The organism is Nocardia sp. NPDC058480, from assembly GCF_042720495.1.
In the GTDB taxonomy this organism is placed as follows: Bacteria; Actinomycetota; Actinomycetes; order Mycobacteriales; family Mycobacteriaceae; genus Nocardia.
Map to the genome: position 1 here is coordinate 42,306 of NZ_JBHXMN010000014.1, position 21,079 is coordinate 63,384.

General features: G+C 68.2%; 20 protein-coding genes. 14 read left to right on the plus strand and 6 right to left on the minus strand.

Annotated features, from left to right (window positions below; all coding sequences use genetic code 11):
• Nucleotide 1 precedes the first annotated feature (1 nt).
• The 5 genes from ACFWO8_RS26190 (at nucleotide 2) to ACFWO8_RS26210 (ending at nucleotide 5,487) form a co-directional block, all read left to right on the plus strand.
• Nucleotides 2–1,252, plus strand: coding sequence for an ArsA family ATPase (locus tag ACFWO8_RS26190; RefSeq protein ID WP_378964164.1), 1,251 nt, complete (start codon nucleotides 2–4; stop codon nucleotides 1,250–1,252).
• Nucleotides 1,242–1,937 (plus strand): hypothetical protein, encoded by a 696-nt coding sequence (locus ACFWO8_RS26195; RefSeq protein ID WP_378964167.1) that lies wholly within the window; start codon nucleotides 1,242–1,244, stop codon nucleotides 1,935–1,937. The genes ACFWO8_RS26190 and ACFWO8_RS26195 overlap by 11 nt, the downstream gene beginning before the upstream one ends.
• On the plus strand, nucleotides 1,934–2,929 hold the full coding sequence (locus ACFWO8_RS26200; RefSeq protein ID WP_378964171.1) for an ROK family protein: 996 nt from the start codon (nucleotides 1,934–1,936) through the stop codon (nucleotides 2,927–2,929). Before ACFWO8_RS26195 ends, ACFWO8_RS26200 begins: the two co-directional genes overlap by 4 nt.
• A gap of 118 nt (nucleotides 2,930–3,047) precedes the next feature.
• Nucleotides 3,048–3,776, plus strand: coding sequence for a lysophospholipid acyltransferase family protein (locus ACFWO8_RS26205; RefSeq protein ID WP_378964176.1), 729 nt, complete (start codon nucleotides 3,048–3,050; stop codon nucleotides 3,774–3,776).
• A 331-nt stretch (nucleotides 3,777–4,107) separates the two neighbouring features.
• A complete protein-coding gene (locus tag ACFWO8_RS26210) occupies nucleotides 4,108–5,487 on the plus strand; it encodes an ABC1 kinase family protein (RefSeq protein WP_378964185.1) in 1,380 nt (459 codons plus the stop codon).
• Between the two features lie 19 nt (nucleotides 5,488–5,506).
• On the opposite strand, the gene ACFWO8_RS26215 is transcribed toward ACFWO8_RS26210, so the two are convergent.
• Nucleotides 5,507–6,211, minus strand: a complete 705-nt coding sequence (locus tag ACFWO8_RS26215; RefSeq protein ID WP_378964189.1) for a TetR/AcrR family transcriptional regulator — start codon at nucleotides 6,209–6,211, stop codon at nucleotides 5,507–5,509.
• A 161-nt stretch (nucleotides 6,212–6,372) separates the two neighbouring features.
• Here ACFWO8_RS26215 and ACFWO8_RS26220 point away from each other — a divergent pair, with 161 nt between their 5' ends.
• From ACFWO8_RS26220 to ACFWO8_RS26230, 3 genes are all read left to right on the plus strand, one after another.
• Entirely contained in the window at nucleotides 6,373–7,065 is a 693-nt protein-coding gene (locus ACFWO8_RS26220) for an O-methyltransferase (protein WP_378964195.1), read from the plus strand.
• Between the two features lie 96 nt (nucleotides 7,066–7,161).
• Nucleotides 7,162–8,715 (plus strand): alkaline phosphatase D family protein, encoded by a 1,554-nt coding sequence (locus ACFWO8_RS26225; RefSeq protein WP_378964200.1) that lies wholly within the window; start codon nucleotides 7,162–7,164, stop codon nucleotides 8,713–8,715.
• Nucleotides 8,716–8,766: 51 nt separating this feature from the next.
• A complete protein-coding gene (locus ACFWO8_RS26230) occupies nucleotides 8,767–10,038 on the plus strand; it encodes an FAD-binding oxidoreductase (RefSeq protein WP_378964207.1) in 1,272 nt (423 codons plus the stop codon).
• Between the two features lie 58 nt (nucleotides 10,039–10,096).
• On the opposite strand, the gene ACFWO8_RS26235 is transcribed toward ACFWO8_RS26230, so the two are convergent.
• Nucleotides 10,097–10,513, minus strand: coding sequence for a cytochrome c oxidase subunit 4 (locus ACFWO8_RS26235; protein WP_101463622.1), 417 nt, complete (start codon nucleotides 10,511–10,513; stop codon nucleotides 10,097–10,099).
• Between the two features lie 10 nt (nucleotides 10,514–10,523).
• Entirely contained in the window at nucleotides 10,524–11,513 is a 990-nt protein-coding gene (locus ACFWO8_RS26240) for a cytochrome c oxidase subunit II (protein ID WP_378964676.1), read from the minus strand.
• 483 nt (nucleotides 11,514–11,996) lie between these two features.
• On the opposite strand from ACFWO8_RS26240, the gene asnB reads away from it, so the two are divergent.
• Nucleotides 11,997–13,973 (plus strand): asparagine synthase (glutamine-hydrolyzing), encoded by a 1,977-nt coding sequence (asnB, locus tag ACFWO8_RS26245; protein WP_378964684.1) that lies wholly within the window; start codon nucleotides 11,997–11,999, stop codon nucleotides 13,971–13,973.
• Between the two features lie 137 nt (nucleotides 13,974–14,110).
• On the opposite strand, the gene ACFWO8_RS26250 is transcribed toward asnB, so the two are convergent.
• Together ACFWO8_RS26250 and ACFWO8_RS26255 are read right to left on the minus strand one after the other, a co-directional pair.
• Nucleotides 14,111–15,037 (minus strand): carbohydrate kinase family protein, encoded by a 927-nt coding sequence (locus ACFWO8_RS26250; RefSeq protein ID WP_378964688.1) that lies wholly within the window; start codon nucleotides 15,035–15,037, stop codon nucleotides 14,111–14,113.
• 388 nt (nucleotides 15,038–15,425) lie between these two features.
• Nucleotides 15,426–15,782, minus strand: coding sequence for an iron-sulfur cluster assembly accessory protein (locus tag ACFWO8_RS26255; protein WP_056816608.1), 357 nt, complete (start codon nucleotides 15,780–15,782; stop codon nucleotides 15,426–15,428).
• A gap of 315 nt (nucleotides 15,783–16,097) precedes the next feature.
• Here ACFWO8_RS26255 and ACFWO8_RS26260 point away from each other — a divergent pair, with 315 nt between their 5' ends.
• The gene (locus ACFWO8_RS26260) at nucleotides 16,098–16,697 is read left to right on the plus strand and encodes a DUF3043 domain-containing protein (RefSeq protein ID WP_378964693.1); all 600 of its coding nucleotides are present in this window, start codon (nucleotides 16,098–16,100) and stop codon (nucleotides 16,695–16,697) included.
• Nucleotides 16,698–16,900: 203 nt separating this feature from the next.
• Here ACFWO8_RS26260 and ACFWO8_RS26265 read toward each other — a convergent pair whose 3' ends face one another.
• Nucleotides 16,901–17,068, minus strand: a complete 168-nt coding sequence (locus tag ACFWO8_RS26265) for a hypothetical protein (protein WP_378964214.1) — start codon at nucleotides 17,066–17,068, stop codon at nucleotides 16,901–16,903.
• Between the two features lie 85 nt (nucleotides 17,069–17,153).
• Between ACFWO8_RS26265 and ACFWO8_RS26270 the strand changes: the two genes are divergently transcribed.
• The 4 genes from ACFWO8_RS26270 to cobT all read left to right on the plus strand — a co-directional run bounded on the left by ACFWO8_RS26270 (nucleotide 17,154) and on the right by cobT (nucleotide 21,048).
• On the plus strand, nucleotides 17,154–18,107 hold the full coding sequence (locus ACFWO8_RS26270; protein WP_378964217.1) for a helix-turn-helix domain-containing protein: 954 nt from the start codon (nucleotides 17,154–17,156) through the stop codon (nucleotides 18,105–18,107).
• 255 nt (nucleotides 18,108–18,362) lie between these two features.
• On the plus strand, nucleotides 18,363–19,277 hold the full coding sequence (locus ACFWO8_RS26275; protein ID WP_378964224.1) for an alpha/beta hydrolase: 915 nt from the start codon (nucleotides 18,363–18,365) through the stop codon (nucleotides 19,275–19,277).
• 79 nt (nucleotides 19,278–19,356) lie between these two features.
• Nucleotides 19,357–19,893, plus strand: a complete 537-nt coding sequence (locus ACFWO8_RS26280) for a bifunctional adenosylcobinamide kinase/adenosylcobinamide-phosphate guanylyltransferase (RefSeq protein ID WP_378964227.1) — start codon at nucleotides 19,357–19,359, stop codon at nucleotides 19,891–19,893.
• Nucleotides 19,894–19,932: 39 nt separating this feature from the next.
• Nucleotides 19,933–21,048 (plus strand): nicotinate-nucleotide--dimethylbenzimidazole phosphoribosyltransferase, encoded by a 1,116-nt coding sequence (gene cobT, locus ACFWO8_RS26285; RefSeq protein ID WP_378964233.1) that lies wholly within the window; start codon nucleotides 19,933–19,935, stop codon nucleotides 21,046–21,048.
• Nucleotides 21,049–21,079 lie beyond the last annotated feature (31 nt).

Consider the following 21,079-nt stretch of genomic DNA (forward strand, 5'->3'; position numbering starts at 1 on the left):
GTTGTTCGTCGGCAAGGGTGGTGTCGGGAAGACGACGCTGGCCTGCGCGACGAGCATGACCTATGCCCGCTCGGGTCAGCGTGTGCTGATCGCCTCGCTGGATCAGGCCCATTCGCTCGGCGACGCGCTCGGTTTCCGCTTCCCGCACGATCCGGGCACCGTGGCCGGGGTGGCCAGGGTGGCACCCGGTATCGAGGTGATCGAGATCGACTCGCTCGCCCTGCTCGAGGACCGTTTCCGCGATGTGGTGGCGATGCTGGCCAAGGGCGGCGGCCACGATCACGGCTTCGATCTGGCGGCGCTCGACCCGGCCGAGCTGACCGGGCTGCCCGGTGTGCAGGAACTGTTGATGCTGGTCGAGATCGCCCAGTACGCCGAGGAGAACGACTGGGACGTCATCGTCGTCGACTGCCCGCCCTCGGCCGACATGCTGCGCATCGTCACCGCACCCGACACGATGCTCAACTACCTCGAACGCCTCTGGCCCAAGCACGCGCGCACGATGAGCGCGATCGGCCTCGACCTGCGCAAGGCGGTGCTCGCGGCCGCGGTCGAACGGATCGTGGTGGCGGTGACACAGGTCCGCGACCTCCTCGCCGACCGCACCCGCACCAGCGCCCGCCTGATCACCGGGCCCGAGCAGGTCGCCGTCGCCGAGGCACGGCGGGTGCGTTCGGCGGCGGCGCTACTCGGCCTGCGGATGGACGCGGTGGTGGTGAACAAGGTGCTCGCCCCGGTGCCGCCGCCCGGCGACAACGCCCACCCGGCCGTGCACTGGTACCTCAACCGCCGCGCCGAGCAACTCGAAGTGGTGGCCCGGCTACACGAACAACTCACCGATGTCCCGATCCTGATCGCCCAGCACGCCGGTGCCGAACCGGTGGGGGTGAATTCGCTGGCGGTGTTCTCGCATTCGGTCGACACGCTGCCCGCCGCGCACGCTCAGGGCGCGGAATCGGGCGAACCGATGGTTCGATGGGAGTCCGGCTCCGGTGTCGACTCCGTGTACGCGATGCGGATGCGGCTGCCGGTGGTCGATCCCGGCACCTTGCGGCTGGGCCGAGTGGAGGACGATCTGATCGTGGGAGCCGACGGGGTACGCACACGCGTACGGCTCGCGCCGGTGCTGCGACGCTGCACGGTGGCGGGCGCCGAACTCGATACCGGTCACCTCGTGGTCCGCTTCCGGCCCGACCCACAGGTGTGGCCCGCCGATCCGAACTACACGAAGGCCTCCGCAGATGAGCACTGACTCCCAGTCCGAGCGTCACGGCCACGACGGCTTCGCCGAGTTCACCGAGGAGCTGCGCCTACTCTCCGAAGTCCTCCTGGCCCGGGTCGAACCGGTGCTGCGCCGCACCGCCGCCGACGGCCGAGCTGACCTGGGCGGCTGCGCCTGGTGCCCGGTCTGCGCGGCCGCGGCCCTGGTGCGCGGCGACCACCACGACGTCGTCGCCGCCCTCGCCGAACACGGCACCTCCATGGTGACGGTCCTGCGCGAAGCCCTTGCGGGCATCCCCGTCGAACCGGTCCTGCCTCCTGAGTGGACCGAACACGCTGCGGCACACCCGAATTCGACCGACGGCCCGGCAGCGGCGCACGGTCCAGCCACCGAGCCCACGGGTCAGCCCCCACGCCAGGACGCTGCCACGGGCCTGCAAGATCCGGGTTCCAGCCCACGCCGGGGCGCCACCCACGCGGATCAGTCCGGCGTTCCGCGCCCTCGCCGGGTCGACGAATACACCGCCCCGCGGGCCACCCGGACACCGCACATCACGCCCGAACCGGACCGGACCGGTGCCGCCGCGAATGCTTCGGGCACAGACGCTTTCGCCGACAATCCGTCTCAGCGCCGCCGCCCCGCCCCCGAGGATCGATCGGCCCCCCGCGCGCCACGCTCGCAATATGTCGACATTCCGGTGACGATCCGGGGATGACCAGCCGGATCGACCCTCAACACCTGCTCACGGTCGGCATCGACGTAGGTGGCACCAACATTCGCGCCTCGGTGGTCGACGCCGAGGGCGAGGTGCTCGACACCGTGCAGGCGGCGACCCCGCATTCGGCGCGCGCGCTCGAGGACGCCATCGACCGCTCGGTGCGCGAGCTGGCCCGGCGCCATCCGATCGCGGCGGTCGGGCTGGCCGTCGCCGGTTTCATCTCGACGGATCAATCGACGGTCCTGTTCGCCCCGCACCTGCCGTGGCAGAACGCCCCCGTCGCCCAACGACTCACCGCGCGCCTCGGCCTGCCGGTGATCCTCGAGCACGACGCGAACGCCGCGGGCTGGGCCGAGTACCGCTTCGGCGCGGCGGCGGGCGGGCAGACGGTGGTGCTCGTCGCGATCGGCACCGGTATCGGCGCCGCCCTGCTCATCGACGGTCGGCTCTACCGCGGCAGCCACGGCATCGCCCCCGAACTCGGCCACCTCCAGGTCGTCCCCGAGGGGCGCGCCTGCGCCTGCGGTAAACACGGCTGCTGGGAGCGCTACTGCAGCGGAACGGCACTGGCCGAAACCGCCATCGAAATGCTCGCCACCGACCCCGTGCGCTCGGCGCTGGCACGTGAGGTGATCCGTGATCCCGGCTCGCTCACCGGCCGCCGGGTCGCGGGCGCCGCCCAGGACGGCGACCAACTCGCGGTCCGGGTGATGGCCGACTTCGCCCGCTGGCTCGGCCTCGGTCTCGCCTTCGTCAGCGATCTGTTCGATCCCGACCTCGTGGTGATCGCCGGCGGGGTGAGCAGTTCGGCGCCGCTGTTCCTCGACGAGGCCCGCGAGCATTACGCGGCCGCGGTGACCGGCGCGGGGCACCGCCCGCTGGCCCGGCTGCGCACCACCCAGCTCGGCGAGGCCGCCGGCATGATCGGCGCCGCGGAATTGGCCAGGGCGGCGCTGGACACACCGGTCGCGGGCCGCACCGGGAGATGAGTGTCACATCCATGCACAGCGGCTACCGTCCTGGGTTGGTTGTGACCTGCGACCAGCGGTAAAGTCGTTTTCCGACGAGGCTCTACACGACCATCCCGGTCCCCGGGGAAAGGACGTCATGCTCTACTGGCTGATCAAGTTCGTTCTCGTGGGACCGTTCATGCACGTGTACAACCGGCCCGAGGTCGAAGGGGTCGAGAACATCCCGACCGACGGCCCGGCCATCATGGCGGGCAATCACCTCTCCTTCTCCGACTGGCTCTTCGCTCCCCTGCTGAGCCCGCGCCGGATCAACTACCTGGCCAAGGCCGAGTACTTCACCACCCCCGGATTCAAGGGCCGCCTGCAGAAGTTCTTCTTCAGCGGCACCGGCCAGTACCCGATCGACCGCAGCGGCGCCTCGGCCGCCGAGGACGCGCTCACCGCGGCCACCAAGCTCCTCGACGAGGGCCGCCTCGTCGGCCTCTACCCCGAGGGCACCCGCTCCCCCGACGGCCGCCTCTACAAGGGCAAGACCGGCATGGCACGCCTCGCGCTCGAGACCGGCGTCCCGGTGATCCCGGTCGCGGTGATCGGCACCGACAAGGTGAGCCCGCCCGGACCGTTCAAGTGGCGTCGTCAGAAGGTCACCCTGAAGTTCGGTGCGCCCCTTGATTTCTCGCGCTACGAGGGCATGAGCGGCAACCGCTTCGTCGAACGCGCCGTCACCGACGAGGTGATGTACGAACTGATGCGCCTCACCGGCCAGGAATACGTCGACGTTTACGCGCACAGCCTCAAGAAGGGCGTCGCGCCCACCGACAATCAGATCGACGCCACCCGCATCCCCGAGACCAAGGCGAGCTGAGTCGAACCCTGTTGCGCCGCACGATGAGCTGACTCGCAACGTCAGCACGCTCGGCCGGACCGCACACACACAGGGGCGATCGCCTGCTGGAACCTGGGTCGATTCCGGACTTCCAGAGCCACCCAGCGCTGAACGGGCCGATCAGCTCACGTGTCGAGCGTCGCGCTCGACTATCGGGCCGCCGATTATCGGCCCGGCCTCGAGCGAACCAGCTGTGCTGGACTGTCGTTGCCCGGACACCCGCACACCCGATTGGTAATCTTTGGCGGCAATGGCCGACGGGCGGGTGGGCTACCAGAGGTGGCGGGCGTCGGCGGACAGCGAGGTAGGCATGGCCGCAGGCGAATCCGACGAGGGTCGCGTCATGCCGTTCACCCGGCGCGCGACACCTCGCGACGGCAATCCACCCACCGGCCGGGTGGTACGCGGCGCCCGCTTGGCCGCGGTACCGGTCGCCTACGCGGGCAGGCGCATCGCGGGCTTCGGTAAACGCGCCGCGGGCCGCGACCCCGCCGAAGTCGACCGCGACATCCGCGTCCGTACCGCCGAACACCTCTTCCAGGTGCTCGGCGAACTCAAGGGCTGCGTCGCGAAACTGGGCCAGCTCCTCGGCCTACTCGAACTCGGACTGGCTCCCGACCTGGCCGAACCGTACCGCCAAGCTCTTGCCCGACTGCACGATTCGGCACCCGCGATGCTGCCCGGCGCGGTCCACGCGGAGCTCGCCGCCCACCTGGGCCCGCACTGGCGCTCACTGTTCCTCGAATTCGAGGACCGCGCGGCCGCCGCCGCCTCGGTCGGCCAGGTCCACCGCGCCCGCTGGCACGACGGCACCCAGGTCGCGGTGAAGGTCATGTACCCCGGTTCCCGGCGCGCGGTGCTCGCCGATCTGCAAGCCCTGCGTCGCGCGACCCCACTGTTCACCGCACTGCTGCCCGCCGCCGATACCCGCCCGGTGGTGGAGGCGCTGTGCGACGAGATCCGCGACGAACTCGACTACGCCCGTGAGGCCGTCAACCAGCGTGCCTTCGCCACCGCCTTCGCCGACGACCCCGATATCGTGGTGAGCCGGGTGATCGCCCAGCGCGGCGACGTCCTGGTCACCGAATGGCTCGACGGTGTTCCCCTGCCCCGCTTGATCATTCGCGGCAACGCAGGCGAACTCGACCGCCTCGGCGTGCTGATCATGCGCTTCCTGTTCTCCGCCCCCGCCCGCGCCGCCATGGTCTACGGCGATCCACACCCCGGCAACTTCCTGCGCATGCCCGACGGCCGCCTCGGTGTCGTCGACTTCGGCGCCTGCACTCCCTGGCCCGCCACCTTCCTCGACGTAGCCGGCGACGTCGGCGCCGCCGTCATCGCCGACTCCCCCGCCGACCTCGAGGCCGCCATGCGCCGCCACGGGTTCGTGGCCCCCGACCGCGACCTCGACATCGCCACCGTCGCCGCCCGTCTCCAACCGGCCCGCGAAGCCCTCCTCGCCCCCACCTACCCGCTCTCCTCCGCCTGGCTCCGCAAACAAGTCCGCCTGGCCACCGACCTCCGCCTCTCCAACGTCCTACGCCAACTGACCATGCCCCCCGACCACACCCCCATCCTCCGCTCCTTCCTCGGCGGCCTGGCAGTCCTGTGCCAACTCCACACCGCCGTCCCCCTCCGCGCCGAATGCACCCGCTGGTACCCCGAAACCGCCGCGGCGGCAGGGCTGTAGGCGGAGCCCATCACCCAGCTCAGCGCTCGCGGAGCCGGGTGATGGTGTGGGCGATGTCGTCCACCATGCGGTCGAACATTTCATCGGGGTCGGTGCGCGGAACGTCCATGGCTTCGCGCAGGTGGGGCACGTCCAGATCGGGGAAGCGATCGAGCCAGCGCCTCGGCATCGGAGAGTCGCCGACACCCGGCTGACCGAGGTCATGGCGGTAGTCGACGAGCAGGGCGAAGGCGTACAGCCGCAGGGTCAGGTCGCGGTGCACGAACAGCGCGTCGGGCATGCTCAGGCCGAGGCCGGTCAGGAAGCCGAGGAAGGCGTCGGGCGCGGTGAGGCGCCTCGGGTGCAGGCGCACATCGCCGACTTGCTCATCGAGAGAGAAGAGCAGCGCACGCGGATGCGCGCGGTTCGTTTCGCGTCGCAGGCGGCAGTACTCGGCAAAGCTCGCCCGCCAATCGCCCGGATCGAGTTCGGGCTCAGGCCATTTCGCCAGCCAGAGTTCGACCGCCCGGTCGACGACATCCTGCCGGTCCCGGACATGGCGATACAGCGCACGCACGGTCACCCCGAGATGTTCGGCGAGGACCTGCATCGTCACCGCACGGAACCCGTCGCGCCCGGCCAACTCGAGCATGGCCGCGGCGATCAGGTCGGCGTTGAGCGTCGGCCGCCCGCCTCGGGCGACCGGACTTCGGCGCTGACGCCCTGGTGATAGCTGGTCCGGCACTCCTGCACGATAACCCAGGCGCTTGATGTTCACACATCATTGACATTAACGCGCCGCGGTCGCAGACTGGGGCCGGTCGCCCCGAACGACAGCGGAACCGCCGCGCGCCCGAACACCGCCGCCGTGCCGCGCAAAGATTTCCAGCAAGAAAGGTTGTCCCCGTGACACACAGCGAACTGCGAAACCCGCACCTCGATCGGCTGATCGCCGAGCTGCAGCAGCGAAGCACCGACCAGATCGTCGATATCGGTGACCATTTCACCGCCCGCGCCGAACGCGGCGAAGCGCTCGATCCAGGCACGATCGACAACGACGCCACGCGCTTCCTCGCCGACAAATTCGTCGCTCTCGACCACGACAAGGCACTGTTCTGCCACCGCCTCTGCCTCGCCCTCCGCGCGAAATGCGCGGTAGAAGTGGGCACTTCGTACGGCGTCTCCACCCTCTATCTCGCCCAGGCGATCCACCTGGTCGCCACCGAAGACGGACAGCCCGGCGTGGTCATCGGCACCGAACACGAACCCGCCAAGGCCGCCGGTGCGCGCGAACACCTCGCCTCCGCCGACCTCGACCGATACGTCGACCTCCGGGAGGGCGACCTCCGCGAAACCCTTCAGCACATCGATCAACCCATCGATTTCGCCCTGATCGATATCTGGCCGGTCATGGCCCGTCCCGCGATCGAGTTGATCGCACCCCACCTTCGCCGCGGCGCCGTCGTCATCGTCGATAACACCGAGAACCGCCCACCGAGCTACCGCGATCTGTTCGACTTCATCGATGATCCAGGCAATGGGTTCACCACCCAAACGCTGCCGTTCGAAGGAGGTTTGGAGATGGCAGTCAAGCTCTGATGGGCCAACCGTGTTCGGCCCGTCGTACGGCATCGTTCATGTTCCGTTGCCTTGCTAACGACCGCGTGTTCCGACCGGTGGCGCACCGTGAGGTTCATGGCTGTTTCGGATTTCGCGATGTCTCGGCGCACGCTGCTGCGCGCAACCGCTCTCGGTGTGGTGACTGCTCCCGCCCTGGTGGCCTGTGGTGATGATGGGCCCGCTCTGGTGCGGGCCAGGCCCGCGCTCACGCACGGGGTCGCGGTCGGGGATCCGCGTAGTGATGGTGCGTTGATCTGGGCTCGGTCGGACACGCCCGCGACGCTGGTGGTGGAGACGTCGGCGAGCGAGAAGTTCACAGACGTCAAGCGATTCACCGGGCCGCTGCTCACCCCGGCTACCGACGGCACCGGGCGGGTGCGGGTGAACGGTCTGCCCGCCGGGCAGCTCGTGCACTACCGGGTGCGCCTCGACGGGGAGGGCGGCGCGAGCTCGGAGACGCTCACCGGCGTGTTCCGCACGGCGCCGACCGCGCCCGCCGACATCTCGCTGCTGTGGTCCGGTGACGTCGCGGGCCAGGGTTTCGGGATCAACCCCGACCTCGGCGGTATGAAGGTGTTCTCCGCCATGGCCGCTCGCGACCCACACTTGTTCCTGCACTCCGGCGACTGCATCTACGCCGACAACGCGCTGAAGGAGTCGGTGACGCTGCCCGACGGCCGGATCTGGCGCAACATCACCGCCGAGGCGAAGAACGCGCCCGCGGAAACCCTCGACCAGTTCCGCGGCAACTACGCCTACAACCTCACCGACGACAACTACCGCCGGTTCAACGCCGCCGTCGCCCAGATCGTCCAGTGGGACGACCACGAGACCACCAACAACTGGTCCCCCGGCGGCACGGTGGCCGCCGACAAGGGCTACACCGAACGCAGCATGGACACCCTCGCGACGCGGTCCTGGCAGGCCTTCCACGAGTGGATGCCCTTGGAGCCCAAGGAAGCCGTCGACGGCCGTCTCTACCGCAAGATCTCCTACGGCCCGCTGCTCGATGTATTCGTCCTCGACATGCGTGCCTACAAGGACGCCAACACCGCCAATACCGCGGCCAAGGGCCAGATCCTGGGCGCCGCCCAGACCAAGTGGCTCACCGACGGCCTGAAGGACTCCAAGGCCACCTGGAAGATCGTCGCCGCCGACCTGCCGCTCGGCGTCATCGTCCCCGACGGCAAGACCGCCTTCGAAGGCCCCGCCAACGCGGCCCCCGGCGCACCCTCGGGCCGCGAGACCGAGATCGCCCAGGTGCTCTCGGCGATCAAGGCGAACAAGGTCGCCGACGTCGTCTGGCTCACCGCCGACGTCCACTACACCGCCGCGCACCACTATTCCCCCACCCGCGCCGCCTTCACCGACTTCGACGAGTTCTGGGAGTTCGTCTCGGGCCCGCTCAACGCCGGCGCGTTCGGCCCCAACCCCCTCGACCCCACCTTCGGACCCGAAGCGGTCTATGTCCACGCGCCGCCCACACCCAACACCTCCCCGATGGACCCGGAGTACCAGCACTTCGGCGAGGTGAAGATCGACGGCCGCACCGGAGAAATGACCGTCAACTTGTGCGACGCGACCGGAAAAGTCCTGTTCACCAAGCAACTCGCGCCCACGCGGAAATAGGTGCGAAGTACCCTGCGCAAGAACCGCGCACCTGTGGTTAGCTATGCGGTCATGGGCACGCCGCAAACCGTCATCTCCGAAGAATATCTCCCCACCGATACGGCGGATGTCGTTCGCACTGTGCGTGATTCGCGCGGCCGGTCGGAACGGTTGACGGTGCGCGGCGGTGAACAGACCGAAGAGTCCTATGGTCTGACCGATCAGCGCGGCGTGCTCTCGCTGCGCAAGATGAACTCGGTGCTCGACATCAACCTGGGTCGACGCACCGTGCGCGTGCAGGCGGGCGCGAAGCTGTCCGAGATCGACCGCCGCCTCGGCGCGCACAGCCTCGGCCTGCCGGTGGTCGGCGATCATCGCGACATCACCGCGGGCGGTTTCGCCTCCGTCGGCGGGGTGAGCACCGCCTCGCACCGCTACGGCATGTTCATCGACCAGATCGTCGACCTCGAGTACGTCGACCCCGACGGCCGGATCGGCACCTGCGGGCGCGGCCACCACACCGAGCGTTTCCATCGCATCCTCGGCGCGGGTGGTCGCGCGGGCATCATCACCGCGCTGACCCTCGATGTGGTCGAGGTCGACAAAGACCACACCATGCTCACCACCGACGCCGACCGTTTCCTCGACTTCGACTCCTTCGTCGAGCACGCGACCAACGAGATCACCAACCCCGGCAGCGCGGCACTCCAGGTCGGCCGCTGGGTCGATACCGCACCGCTGAAGGTGGCGCGCCCCGTCGGCACCGGCCAGGTGACTCTCGGTGCCGTCCGCTTCGGTCAGTGGTCGAGCCTGTACCCCACCGCCCCCACCCGCGGCCTGCGGGCCCGGCGCGAGGTCGGCACGCGGACCCGCAAGTCGTTGGGCGCCATCGCCTCCGCCGCGGGCGGGCGGGCGGGCATGCCGGTCCGCAACGCGGCGGCGGGCGCGCTGATGTTCGCGCCGAAGGTCCTCACCATGCGCGACGCCGAGTACCTGGCCGACACCGTGATCAACTCCTCCGAGCGCGGCCCCGCGTACCGCGTAGGCGTGTTCGCTCCACTGGCCAACTACGGTTCGGTCTTCTACGGCCTGCACGACCTGTTCTCGGCTCACCGCGAACGCTCGGGCTGCTTCACCGTGATCTCCGCGATGACCTACGGCGTGCGCTCGGAGTACCTGCGCGCCGAAGCCGCCGCCCGCGGCCTCACCCCCGCCGACTACGGCCTGATCACCTTCACCTGCCGCCTGCGCCCCTCCGCCCTGCCCTCGGAGCAGCTGCGCGAGATCGTCGCCGGTATCGACGACATCTGCCGCTCGGAACAGGCACTGCGCTACAGCGTCTAGACAGCCGAAAAGGAAGGCCCCCACCGGATTCCGGTGGGGGCCTTCCTTTACTTGTAACTCAGTGCTTTTCGGCACCCAGGTAGTACTCGAACACCAGGCCGGCTGCGGCGGCGAGCACGAGCACCACGCCGAGACCGATCAGCCAGAACTGGAAGAACGCCAGGCCCAGCGCGGTGACCGAACCAGCGGCCGCCAGGAGGATGGGCCAGAAGCTGCCGGGTGAGAAGAAGCCCAGGTCACCGGCGCCGTCGACGATCTCGGCCTCTTCGTAGTCCTCGGGCCGCAGGTCGATGCGACGCGCGACGAACCGGAAGTAGGTGCCGATGATCAGCGACAGGCCCGCGGTCAGCACGATCGCGGTGGTGCCTGCCCACTCGATGCCGGTGCGCGACTGCGCGGTGAAGAACCCGTAGACGATGCCAACCAGGATGAAGAAGGCCGTGAGCAGTTCGAAGATCCGCGCTTCGATCCTCATATCAGAATCCTCACTTGCTCTCGTTCACCGAAGCGCTCTTGATATCGCGCTTGGTGTTGAAGGGGTACGTGGAGGTGGCCACCGGCGACTCGCCGATCGATGCCAGCGCCTCACCATTGGTCTTGCCGTCGATGCGCGCCTGCATGTACTTGGCGTACTTCTCCGGCGAGACCGCGCGGACCTCGAAGTTCATCATCGAGTGGTAGGTGCCGCACATCTCGGCGCAGCGGCCGACGAACGCGCCTTCCTTCTCGATCTCCGAGATCTGGAAGACGTTGTCGGACTGGTTTTCCTTCGGGTTCGGCATCACGTCGCGCTTGAACATGAACTCCGGCACCCAGAAGGCGTGGATCACGTCGGCGGCGGCGAGCTGGAACTCGATGCGCTTGCCGGTCGGCAGCACCAGGACCGGAATCTCTTCGCTGGAGCCGAAGGTCTCGACCTTGTCGTAGTGCAGGTACGAGAGGATGTCGTTGGCCGGCTTGCCGTGCAACGGACCCGGCTGCGGGTGACCCTTGTCGTTCTTCAGCTCACGGTACTCGGCGAGCTGCTCTTCGTTCAGCAGCTCTCGCTCGGTATCGATGCCGTTCCAGGTGAGACCGCCGACATTGTTGATGTTGCGGTAGCCGAACTTCCAGTTCCACTGGAAGGCGGTCACATCGACGGTGACATCCGGGTTGTCGGTCTTCTCGTGCACGTAGTTCTGCACGACCACGGTGAAGTAGAACAGCACCGCGATGATCACGAACGGGATCGCCGTGTAGGTCAGCTCGAGCGACACGTTGTACCCGGTCTGGCGCGGGAACTCCGGGGAGTTCTTGCGCTTGCGGTGGAAGATGACCGTCCAGAAGGTCAGGCCCCAGACCAGCACGCCCATGGCGAGCGCGGCCAGCACCGACCAGGTCCACAACTCACGCATCCGGGTGGCCTGCGGGGTGATACCCGATGGCCAGCCGAATCGGAGCCAAACATTGTCGATCGAGCAGCCCGAGACGAGCATCGCGGTGATCCCCAAGGACACCGCCAGCCCGGCCCGCCGAAGGATCCGGCCCTGCCGGCCCTTAACGGGTCGTGCCCCGATCTCTTCGCTCGCCTTGTGCGCCACGCTCACGCCTTCCTGGTCGCCACACATTCCGACACATTGCGTCGTCCGGGCGGCGATTCGCCCGTTCCGACACCTCTTCAAAGCAGTTTCAGGCCGTCCTGAAGTATTGCCGCTGTGACGCCTGCACACCTGAGAAGGACCTGAGTACTACGCAGCGTAGACCAAAGCGGGCACTGTCTTGTCGCGGGGTCACTTTCGACACTCCGCCGTGACGTCACCGATCATCGCGACCTGCGGTTTGACCCCCGTCTGGCGACCGGGTGCCCCGCGCGAGCGGGCGAGCGCGGCGTGTCGGGCAGGTGTGCGGCATACTCGGACACAGCGTTTCGGCCCGTTTGTGGCCACCCATCATCGAACGAGAGAAGGTTGGGCGACACCGTGTGCGGACTGCTCGGATTCCTGACAGCTGATTCCGCGACGACCGCGGTGGTCGATCAGGTGTACGACGCGCTGCACTGCCAGCGGCATCGTGGCCCGGACGAGAAGGGCACCTGGCACGACGATCACATGATCTTCGGGTTCAATCGCCTGTCCATCATCGATATCGAGCACTCGCACCAGCCGCTGCGCTGGGGGCCCGCGGACAACCCGCAGCGCTACGCGATGACCTTCAACGGCGAGATCTACAACTACCTCGAGCTGCGCGAGCAGCTGGCCGTCGAACACGGCGCCGAATTCCCCGATGCCAAGATCTTCGCCACCGACGGTGACGGCGAGGCCATCGTGGCCGCCTTCCACTTCTGGGGCCCCGAGGCCGTGCGCAAGCTGCGCGGCATGTTCGCCTTCGCGATCTGGGACACCGAGACCTCGCAGCTGTTCCTGGCGCGCGACCCGTTCGGTATCAAGCCGCTGTTCATCGCGACCGGCCCCGGCGGCACCGCCTTCGCCAGCGAGAAGAAGAGCCTGCTCGAACTGCTGAGCCCGCTCGACCTGTCCGACGAGCTCGACCCGCGCGCCCTCGAGCACTACACGGTGCTGCAGTACGTGCCGGAGCCCGAGTCGCTGCACCGCAACATCCGCCGCCTCGAATCCGGCACCTACGCCACGGTGAAGCTCGGCCAGGAGCCGGTCACAACCCGCTACTTCCGCCCCGACTTCCGGGTTCGCCCGTTCGCCGAGGGTGCGGAGAAGGCCCGCTACGCCGAGATCGCCGCCGCGCTGGAGGACTCGGTCGCCAAGCACATGCGCGCCGATGTCACCGTCGGTTCGTTCCTGTCCGGCGGCATCGACTCCACCGCCATCGCCGCGCTGGCCATGCGCCACAACCCGAAGCTGATCACCTTCACCACCGGGTTCGAGCGCGAGGGCTACTCCGAGGTCGACGTGGCCGCCGAGAGCGCCGAGCTGATCGGCGCCCGCCACATCGTCAAGGTGGTCTCCCCCGCCGAGTTCGCCGCCGCGATCCCCGAGATCGTCTGGTACCTCGACGACCCGGTCGCCGACCCTGCCTTGGTCCCGCTGTACTTCGTGGCCAAGGAGGCCCGCAAGCACGTCAAGGTGGTGCTCTCCGGTGAGGGCGCCGACGAACTGTTCGGCGGCTACACGATCTACCGGGAACCGTTGTCGCTCAAGCCTTTCGAATACCTGCCTGCCGGTGCGCGCAAGCTGCTCGGCAAGCTCAGCGACAAGATCCCCGACGGCAAGCGCGGCAAGTCCCTTCTGCACCGCGGATCGCTGTCCCTCGAAGAGCGCTACTACGGCAACGCCCGCAGCTTCAACGACGCCCAGCTGCGCTCGGTCCTGCGCGACTTCCGCCCCGAGTGGACCCACCAGGACGTGACCGCCCCGATCTACGCCCAGTCCGCCGGCTGGGACCCGGTCGCCCGCATGCAGCACCTGGACCTGTTCACCTGGCTGCGCGGCGACATCCTGGTCAAGGCCGACAAAATGACCATGGCCAACTCACTCGAACTGCGTGTGCCGTTCCTCGACAACGAGGTCATGCGCGTCGCCGAAGGCATCCCCTTCGACCAGAAGATCACCAAGGAAACCTCGAAGTACGCGCTGCGCCAGGCCCTGGACGGGATCGTCCCCGACCACGTCCTCCACCGCGCCAAGCTCGGCTTCCCGGTCCCCCTGCGCCACTGGCTGCGCGGCACCGAACTCTACGACTGGGCCGAAACCCAGATCGCCGAGTCCCAGACCGACCACCTGCTGAACAAGCCGGCCATCCTCCAGATGCTCCGCGACCACAAAGCAGGCCTCTCGGACCACAGCCGCCGCCTCTGGACCGTCCTGGTCTTCATGGTCTGGCACGGCATCTTCGTAGAAGACCGCATCAAGCCCGAAATCCAGGAACCGACCTACCCGGTCCGGCCCGCCTCTCCGGGTATTCAGCCGGACGTGAGTGCGTAAGGGCTGAGTAGCCGGGCCGACGGTCAGGACCATGCGGGTTCTGGCCGTTCCCGGCGAGTTACCCATGTCGTAACGAAATCAGTTGTTGCGCTACGCATTCCGGGGTGGCACGTGCCACCCCGGGGCGTAGATCATCGCTACAGAAGCGAGGCCAGTTCGTCGGCGGCGTCGGTGCCGTAGGCCTTGGTGAGGCGCTCGAGTGCGTCTTCGGTGTTGAGGGTCCACTCCTGGGTGCCGGTGGTTTCCAGGATGAGGACCGCGATCAGGGAGCCGAGCTGGGCGGCGCGTTCCAGGCTCAGGCCGGCGCGGTGGGCGGTGAGGAAGCCGGCGCGGAAACCGTCGCCGACGCCGGTCGGGTCGACCTTGGCCACCTCGGGCACCACGCCGACGCGGACCTCGGTGCCGTCGGCGTCGACGACGAGCACACCTTCGGAGCCCAGAGTGGTGACCCGGATGCCGACCTTGGCGGTGATGTCGGCTTCGCTGAGGCCGGTCTTCTGCTGCAGCAGGGCCCACTCGTATTTGTTGGTGAACAGGTAGGCCGCGCCGTCGACCAGTTCGCTCGCCTGCTCGCCGTCGAGGCGAGCCAGCTGCTGGGACGGATCGGCGGCGTAGGCGATGCCCTGTGCCTTGGCCTGGCGAGTGTGGGCGACCATCGCCTCGGGATCGTTCGCGCCGACCAGCACCAGGTCGACGTCGTGCGCGGCGGCGATCGCGGCGATGTCGATATCGCGCGCCTCGCTCATCGCACCCGGATAGAACGAGGCGATCTGCGCCATCGTCTCATCGGTCGTGCACACGAACCGCGCGGTGTGCGACGTCGCGGAGACGTGCACCGCCGAGCAGTCGACGCCGCTGGCCTCCAGCCACTGGCGGTACTCGGCGAAATCGGCGCCGACGGCACCCACGAGCACCGGACGCTGCTTCAGCAGACCCATCGCATAGGCGATGTTGCCCGCCACTCCGCCACGGCGGATCTGCAGATCGTCGACGAGAAAGCTCAGGGACACATGATCGAGTTGATCAGCGAGCAGCGCATCGGCGAACCGGCCGGGGAAGCGCATGAGGTGGTCGGTGGCGATGGATGCGGACACGGCAACAGACACGAGGCAGGGCCCCTTCGACGCTAGACGGGAAACAAAAGAAGTCCGGGATCAACCGATCCCGGACTTCAACGGTAGCAAGCGCCACACCCCGATGGTTCACCTCAGCGCAACCTGATCACCCGCGCTGGGCGTAACCCACCGTCACCAATGGACCACGCGCCCACCACGCCGAAGGCAACCACCCTCACGAGTGGACCACGCGCACTTACCCGCCCACCTACGGACTCCCAACCCAACCACCACGTTTTCGGCCGCCCCGGATCCGAGGGGCGAGACGGAACGCCGAAGGCGCAGTATCGCCCCTCGGATTCGGGGTTACGAGGCCGAAAACCCGCGGCGCCAGCCGCTAATTAAAGCTGTCGCCGCAGGCGCAGGAGCCGGTGGCTTGCGGGTTGTCGATGGTGAAGCCCTGCTTCTCGATGGTGTCGACGAAGTCGATCGAGGCGCCGTCGATGTACGGGGCGCTCATGCGGTCGACAGCCAGCTTCACGCCGGAGAACTCGACGACGATGTCACCGTCGAGGATGCGATCGTCGAAGAACAGCTGGTAGCGAAGACCGGCACAGCCACCGGGCTGCACGGCGATCCGCAGGGCCAGGTCGTCGCGGCCCTCCTGGTCGAGCAGCGCCTTCGCCTTGATGGCGGCAGCGTCGGTCAGCGTCGCACCGTGGGTCTCGGTGGCGGTCTCGTTCTGCACAGTCATGGACACTCCTAGTTCGACTCAGCCCGTCAACGGACCTCAGGTGCACAGCGCACGACTGATTTCAACGCTGTCGCAGCAACTGCTATTCCTATTTTGCCACCCTCGGCGCAGCCGAGTAGACGCCACCTGGGTGCTTGCGCCCACAGTACGCCCTATAACGGCGTGATCTGCGTCGCAGACCGCCTGGTATGAGATCGGGCCCACCGTTGAGCGGACCGCATTTCCCGATGGTCGGCATCATCGAATAGCCTGGTGAACGTGAAATTGTTCCGTCGCGACGAGTCCAGCACCACCGACGAGTCCGTCGACCCGTCGGTGTCCGGCTCCGAACAGGCCGCCGCCACCACTTCGACCACCCCCGGTAAGGGCAAGCCGACGCCGAAAAGGCGAGAGGCCGAAGGCAAGCGGCGCGGCCCCGTCGCGCCCGCCCCACTGACTGCCAAGGAAGCCCGCGCCCGCCGCAAGGCCGTCAAGGGCAGCAAACAGGATCGCAAGGCCGCCGCGGCCGACCGCCGCGCCGCCGTGCAGGACCGCCGCGCCCGCATGCTCGCCGGCGAGGACAAGTACCTGCTGCCCCGCGATCAGGGCCCGGTCCGCGCGTACGTGCGCGATCTGGTGGACGCCCGCCGCAACCTGGTCGGCCTGTTCATGCCGATGGCACTGGTGCTGATCCTGTCGATGTTCGTGGCCCCCGGCCTGCAGACCATCGTGACCCTGGCCATGCTGGTGATGATGGTCTTCATGATCATCGAGGGCTTCGTCCTCGGCAAGATCGTGAACAACCGGGTGATCGAACGCTTCCCCGACACCACCGACACCGGCTTCAAGCTCGGCTGGTACGCGTTCGTCCGCGCCTCCCAGATCCGCAAGATGCGCGCCCCGAAGCCCAGGGTCGGCCCAGGCGACGCGGTGTAATTGGCGGCTGGCGCCGCGGGTTTTCGGCCTCGTAACCCCGAATCCGAGGGGCGATACTGCGCCTTCGGCGTTCCGTCTCGCCCCTCGGATCCGGGGCGGCCGAAAACGTGGTGGCTTGGCTGGGAGTCCGTAGGTGGTTGCGGGAGGCGCGGCGATTCGCCCGTGAGGGTGGTCACTTTCGACGCGATCGCGTATTCGTGTTTTCAGTGATGACTGGGGCGGATGTAGTCGGCGTAGCCCGCGATGGCCTTGAGTTCGATGTCCATGCGCTGGGCGTCGCGGTCGGTGATTCCGGTGGTTCCGGTGGTGCCGTGACCGATCAGTACGGCGAGTCCGATGATGGCGGCGAGGACGATCAGAAAAGTAAGCATGGCAGTAATTTTGCGCTCGATGATTTTCAGCCGAAAGTGGCTGTTCTGTCATTGTGCGTAAAGATTCAGCCAGCTAGGATGAGGCATGCTCTCGAACGTCGCCGTGGTCCTCAACGACCGGCTCGCCATGTTCGAATTCGGTGTCGTCTGTGAGGTTTTCGGCCTCGACCGCACCGCCGACGGCCTGCCCGGCTTCGACTTCCGGGTCTGCGGCGCCGAGCCCGGCAAGCCATTGCGCTCGACCACCCCCGGCATCTCCGTCACCCCCGACTTCGGCCTCGACCAACTCGCGAAAGCCGACCTGGTCGCCATCCCCGCCTCCCCGATCGGCAAGTACGACGACCGGGTCCTCGAAGCGGTGCGCGATGCCGCCGATGCGGGCGCGACCATCCTCACCGTCTGCTCGGGTGCCTTCCTGGCCGGCGCGGCAGGTCTGCTCGACGGCCGCAAGTGCACCACCCACTGGCGCTATGTCGACACACTCGCCGCGACGTTCCCCGAGGCCACCGTCGACCCCGACGTCCTGTTCGTCGACGAGGGCAACCTGATCACCAGCGCGGGCACCGCCGCCGGCATCGACGCCTGCCTGCACCTGGTCCGTCGCGAGATCGGCACCGCCGCCGCCAACGGCATCGCACGCCGCATGGTCGTTCCGCCGCAACGCGACGGCGGCCAGCGCCAGTTCATCGAACAGCCGGTCCCCGAGTGCAGCTCCCTCGGCCTGTCCACCACCCTGGCGTGGCTCACCGAGAACCTCGCCCACCCGCACACCGTCGACGAACTCGCCGCCCGCTCCAGCATGTCCACCCGCACCTTCGCCCGCCGCTTCGCCGCCGAGACCGGCACCACCCCGGTCAAGTGGCTCACCACCCAGCGCGTCCTGTTCGCCAAGCACCTGCTCGAAACCACCGACATGGCCTTGGAGCGGATCGCCGAGGAGTCCGGTTTCGGCTCCGGCGCCCTGTTGCGCCACCACTTCCAGCGCCAGGTCGGCATCGCGCCCACCGAATACCGGCGCCGCTTCGGCGCGGCCGGTTGAGCCTCGGGAAACCGTTGACAGCAAGATCGTTCACCGCCCGAGCCGCGGTGCGCAGTGCCCGGGACACATCGGGTCGGCCCGATACCGCGCAGGCTCGCATCGGCGAATTGATGCGGTAGGCACTGTCCGGATGCTGTGAAGCCCCACAATCGACTTGACGTGACCGGCGGAAACTGGTCGGCTAGCAAGGTGTTTCACGTTGGGTGGGGAAGTTTTCGTCGGCTGAGCAGAGCTCTCACGATCGTCGCGGCGGCCGTGGTCGTGTCGTCCGTCGGCACGTCCGCGGCTGTTGCCGTGCCGATCGCGGCACCGGTGATGCGTGCGCCCGCAGGCGGTTTCGAGGAGCTGTTCGTGCCGTCGAGCATGGGCCCGATCAAGGTCCAGGTGCAGTGGGCTTCGCGCGGCGGCAGCTCAGCGCTGTACCTGCTCGACGGTCTGCGCGCACCCGCCGACCACAGCCAATGGACCACCGACACCGACGCCCTGCGCCAATTCGCCGGTGACAACGTCACTTTGGTGTTCCCGGTCGGCGGGCACTCCAGTTTCTACACCGACTGGTACCGGCCGAGCCGAACCAACGGTCAGAAGACGACCTACAAGTGGGAAACGTTCCTCACCCGCGAACTCCCCGATTTCCTTGCCGGATACGGGGTCTCGCGCACCAACAACGCGATCGTCGGCGCCTCCATGGGCGGCAACGCCGCACTCGTCCTCGCGGCCCACCACCGCGACCAATTCCGCTTCGCCGGTTCGTTCTCCGGCTTCGTCAACCCGACCTACCCGATGTGGAACGAAGCCATGCGCGTCGCCATGCGCGACGAGGGCAATTTCAACGTCGACGACATGTGGGGCCCGGCGAGCGATCCCGCATGGGTCCGCAACGACGCCACCGCCCAGCTCGAGCGTCTACGCGGCCTGCCCCTCTACGTCACCACCGGCAATGGCGTCCCCGGCTCCGCCGACGTCCCCTACGGTCTCGGCAACACCCTCAACGCGATGAGCCTCGAGGCGATGACCGTGGTCGCCGCGGGCATCTTCCGCGACCGTGCCACCGCCCTTGGCGTCTCCGCCCGCGTCGACATCGTCAACGGCACCCACACCTGGCCGTACTGGCAACAGGCACTCACCACTGCCCGCCCGATGATCCTCGACGCTCTCGGGACGCGCTGACCTAGCCACCAGCACGGAGCCCCCTCCCCACCCACGACCGGCAAAAGTCGCGGGGAGGCGGAACAGCTACGGTGCTGGAATGCCAGCCAGCGTCGAGCAGACCCGCATCCTCGTCCTCGGTGGCGCTCGCTCCGGTAAGTCCGCCTTTGCGGAGGACCTCGTGGCCGATGCGACCGCGGTCCGCTACCTGGCCACCGCTGTCCTCGATCCCGCCGATCACGACTTCGCCGACCGGATCGCCGTCCACCGCGACCGGCGCCCCGCGCACTGGACGACCGTCGAGAACATCGAGCCCGCAACGGTTCTCGCCACCGGGGCCCCCGCGACGCTGCTCGATGACATCGGCACCTGGCTCACCGCGCGTCTGGATGCCCGCGCGGCCTGGGACGCACCGCGCGGCACCGTCGGCCCCGACTGCGACACCCTCGTCGAAGCCGTCGAGGCCTACCGAGGGCGGTTGGTGATCGTATCGCCCGAGGTGGGAATGGGCGTCATTCCCGCGACCCGTTCGGGGCGGCTGTTCCGCGACGAGATCGGCACGCTGAACCAGCGTCTCGCGCGGGCGTGCGACGCGGCGTATCTCATCGTCGCCGGGCTGCCGATTCGACTGAAATGAGCCGGGTCGGTCGGCGCCGCGCACCGTGATCCGGGCAAGATGAGCGTCGAACACCCAGTACCACTTCCGAAAGGCTTGCCAGTGACTCACGGATTCGACCCGGTCGCGGCCCCGGACGCGCACGTGCGTGCGGCGGCGGAGCAGCGCCAGACGCAGCTCACCAAACCGGCCGGATCGCTGGGACGGCTCGAGGAACTCGGTAACTGGGTCGCCGCGTGCCAGGGCGTGTGCCCGCCCGTGCAGTTCGAACGCGCCAGGGTGGTGCTGTTCGCGGGCGATCACGGCGTGGCGAAGCACGGCGTTTCGGCGTATCCGAGCGAGGTCACCGCGCAGATGGTGGCCAATTTCCTGGCGGGCGGCGCGGCCGTGAACGCACTGGCCGCCGTGGCGGGCGCGACCGTGCGGGTCGTCGATATCGCCGTCGACGGCGACACCGAGCCTTCGGTTTCCCAGCACAAAGTTCGCCGGTCGAGCGGTTCCATCGACCGCGAGGACGCCCTCACCGAAGCCGAGATCACCGCCGCGCTGGCCGCGGGCCGCGCGATCGCCGACGAGGAGATCGACGCGGGCGCCGACCTGCTCATCGCCGGTGACATGGGCATCGGCAACACCACCCCCGCCACCGTCCTCATCGCCGTACTCACCGGCACCGAACCCGTCGCCGCTGTCGGCCGCGGCACCGGCGTCGACGACCAGGGCTGGATTCGCAAGGTCGCCGCCATCCGCGACGGCATGCGCCGCGCCCGACCCGTGGCCACCGAGCCCGTCGACCTGCTCCGCGTCGCCGCGGGCGCCGACTTCGCCGCCATGGCCGGTTTCCTCGCCCAGGCCGCCATCCGCCGGACCCCCGTTCTGCTCGACGGCGTCGTGGTCACCGCTGCGGCCATGGTCGCCGAAGACATCGCCGCGGGCGCGAAAGCTTGGTGGCTCCCGGCCCACCGCTCCACCGAACCCGCCCACGACCTGGCCTTGAAGCACCTGCGCCTGACCCCGCTGATCGATCTCGAGATGCGCCTCGGCGAAGGCTCCGGCGCCCTCACCGCCCTCCCGATCCTGCGCGCCGCCGTCGCCACCCTCGCCGAAATGTCGACCTTCGCCGACGCGGGTGTCAGCACGGGCGCCGCGGAATCGGACACCGTCGACCTGGCGAAGTGAGCGAGTTCCGCTGGGCCGTCGAGACGCCCAC

Excerpts from the sequence above, each read along its gene's own strand:
- ACFWO8_RS26270 (WP_378964217.1), top strand. The coding sequence starts at position 17,154 with ATGCTCTCGAACGTCGCCGTGGTCCTCAACGACCGGCTCGCCATGTTC.
- ACFWO8_RS26235 (WP_101463622.1), bottom strand. The coding sequence starts at position 10,513 with ATGAGGATCGAAGCGCGGATCTTCGAACTGCTCACGGCCTTCTTCATC.
- cobT (WP_378964233.1), top strand. The coding sequence starts at position 19,933 with ATGAGCGTCGAACACCCAGTACCACTTCCGAAAGGCTTGCCAGTGACT.
- ACFWO8_RS26205 (WP_378964176.1), top strand. The coding sequence starts at position 3,048 with ATGCTCTACTGGCTGATCAAGTTCGTTCTCGTGGGACCGTTCATGCAC.
- ACFWO8_RS26225 (WP_378964200.1), top strand. The coding sequence starts at position 7,162 with ATGGCTGTTTCGGATTTCGCGATGTCTCGGCGCACGCTGCTGCGCGCA.
- ACFWO8_RS26250 (WP_378964688.1), bottom strand. The coding sequence starts at position 15,037 with ATGCGCTTCCCCGGCCGGTTCGCCGATGCGCTGCTCGCTGATCAACTC.
- ACFWO8_RS26200 (WP_378964171.1), top strand. The coding sequence starts at position 1,934 with ATGACCAGCCGGATCGACCCTCAACACCTGCTCACGGTCGGCATCGAC.
- ACFWO8_RS26265 (WP_378964214.1), bottom strand. The coding sequence starts at position 17,068 with ATGCTTACTTTTCTGATCGTCCTCGCCGCCATCATCGGACTCGCCGTA.
- ACFWO8_RS26240 (WP_378964676.1), bottom strand. The coding sequence starts at position 11,513 with ATGCTCGTCTCGGGCTGCTCGATCGACAATGTTTGGCTCCGATTCGGC.
- ACFWO8_RS26255 (WP_056816608.1), bottom strand. The coding sequence starts at position 15,782 with ATGACTGTGCAGAACGAGACCGCCACCGAGACCCACGGTGCGACGCTG.
- ACFWO8_RS26280 (WP_378964227.1), top strand. The coding sequence starts at position 19,357 with ATGCCAGCCAGCGTCGAGCAGACCCGCATCCTCGTCCTCGGTGGCGCT.
- ACFWO8_RS26230 (WP_378964207.1), top strand. The coding sequence starts at position 8,767 with ATGGGCACGCCGCAAACCGTCATCTCCGAAGAATATCTCCCCACCGAT.
- ACFWO8_RS26195 (WP_378964167.1), top strand. The coding sequence starts at position 1,242 with ATGAGCACTGACTCCCAGTCCGAGCGTCACGGCCACGACGGCTTCGCC.
- ACFWO8_RS26210 (WP_378964185.1), top strand. The coding sequence starts at position 4,108 with ATGGCCGCAGGCGAATCCGACGAGGGTCGCGTCATGCCGTTCACCCGG.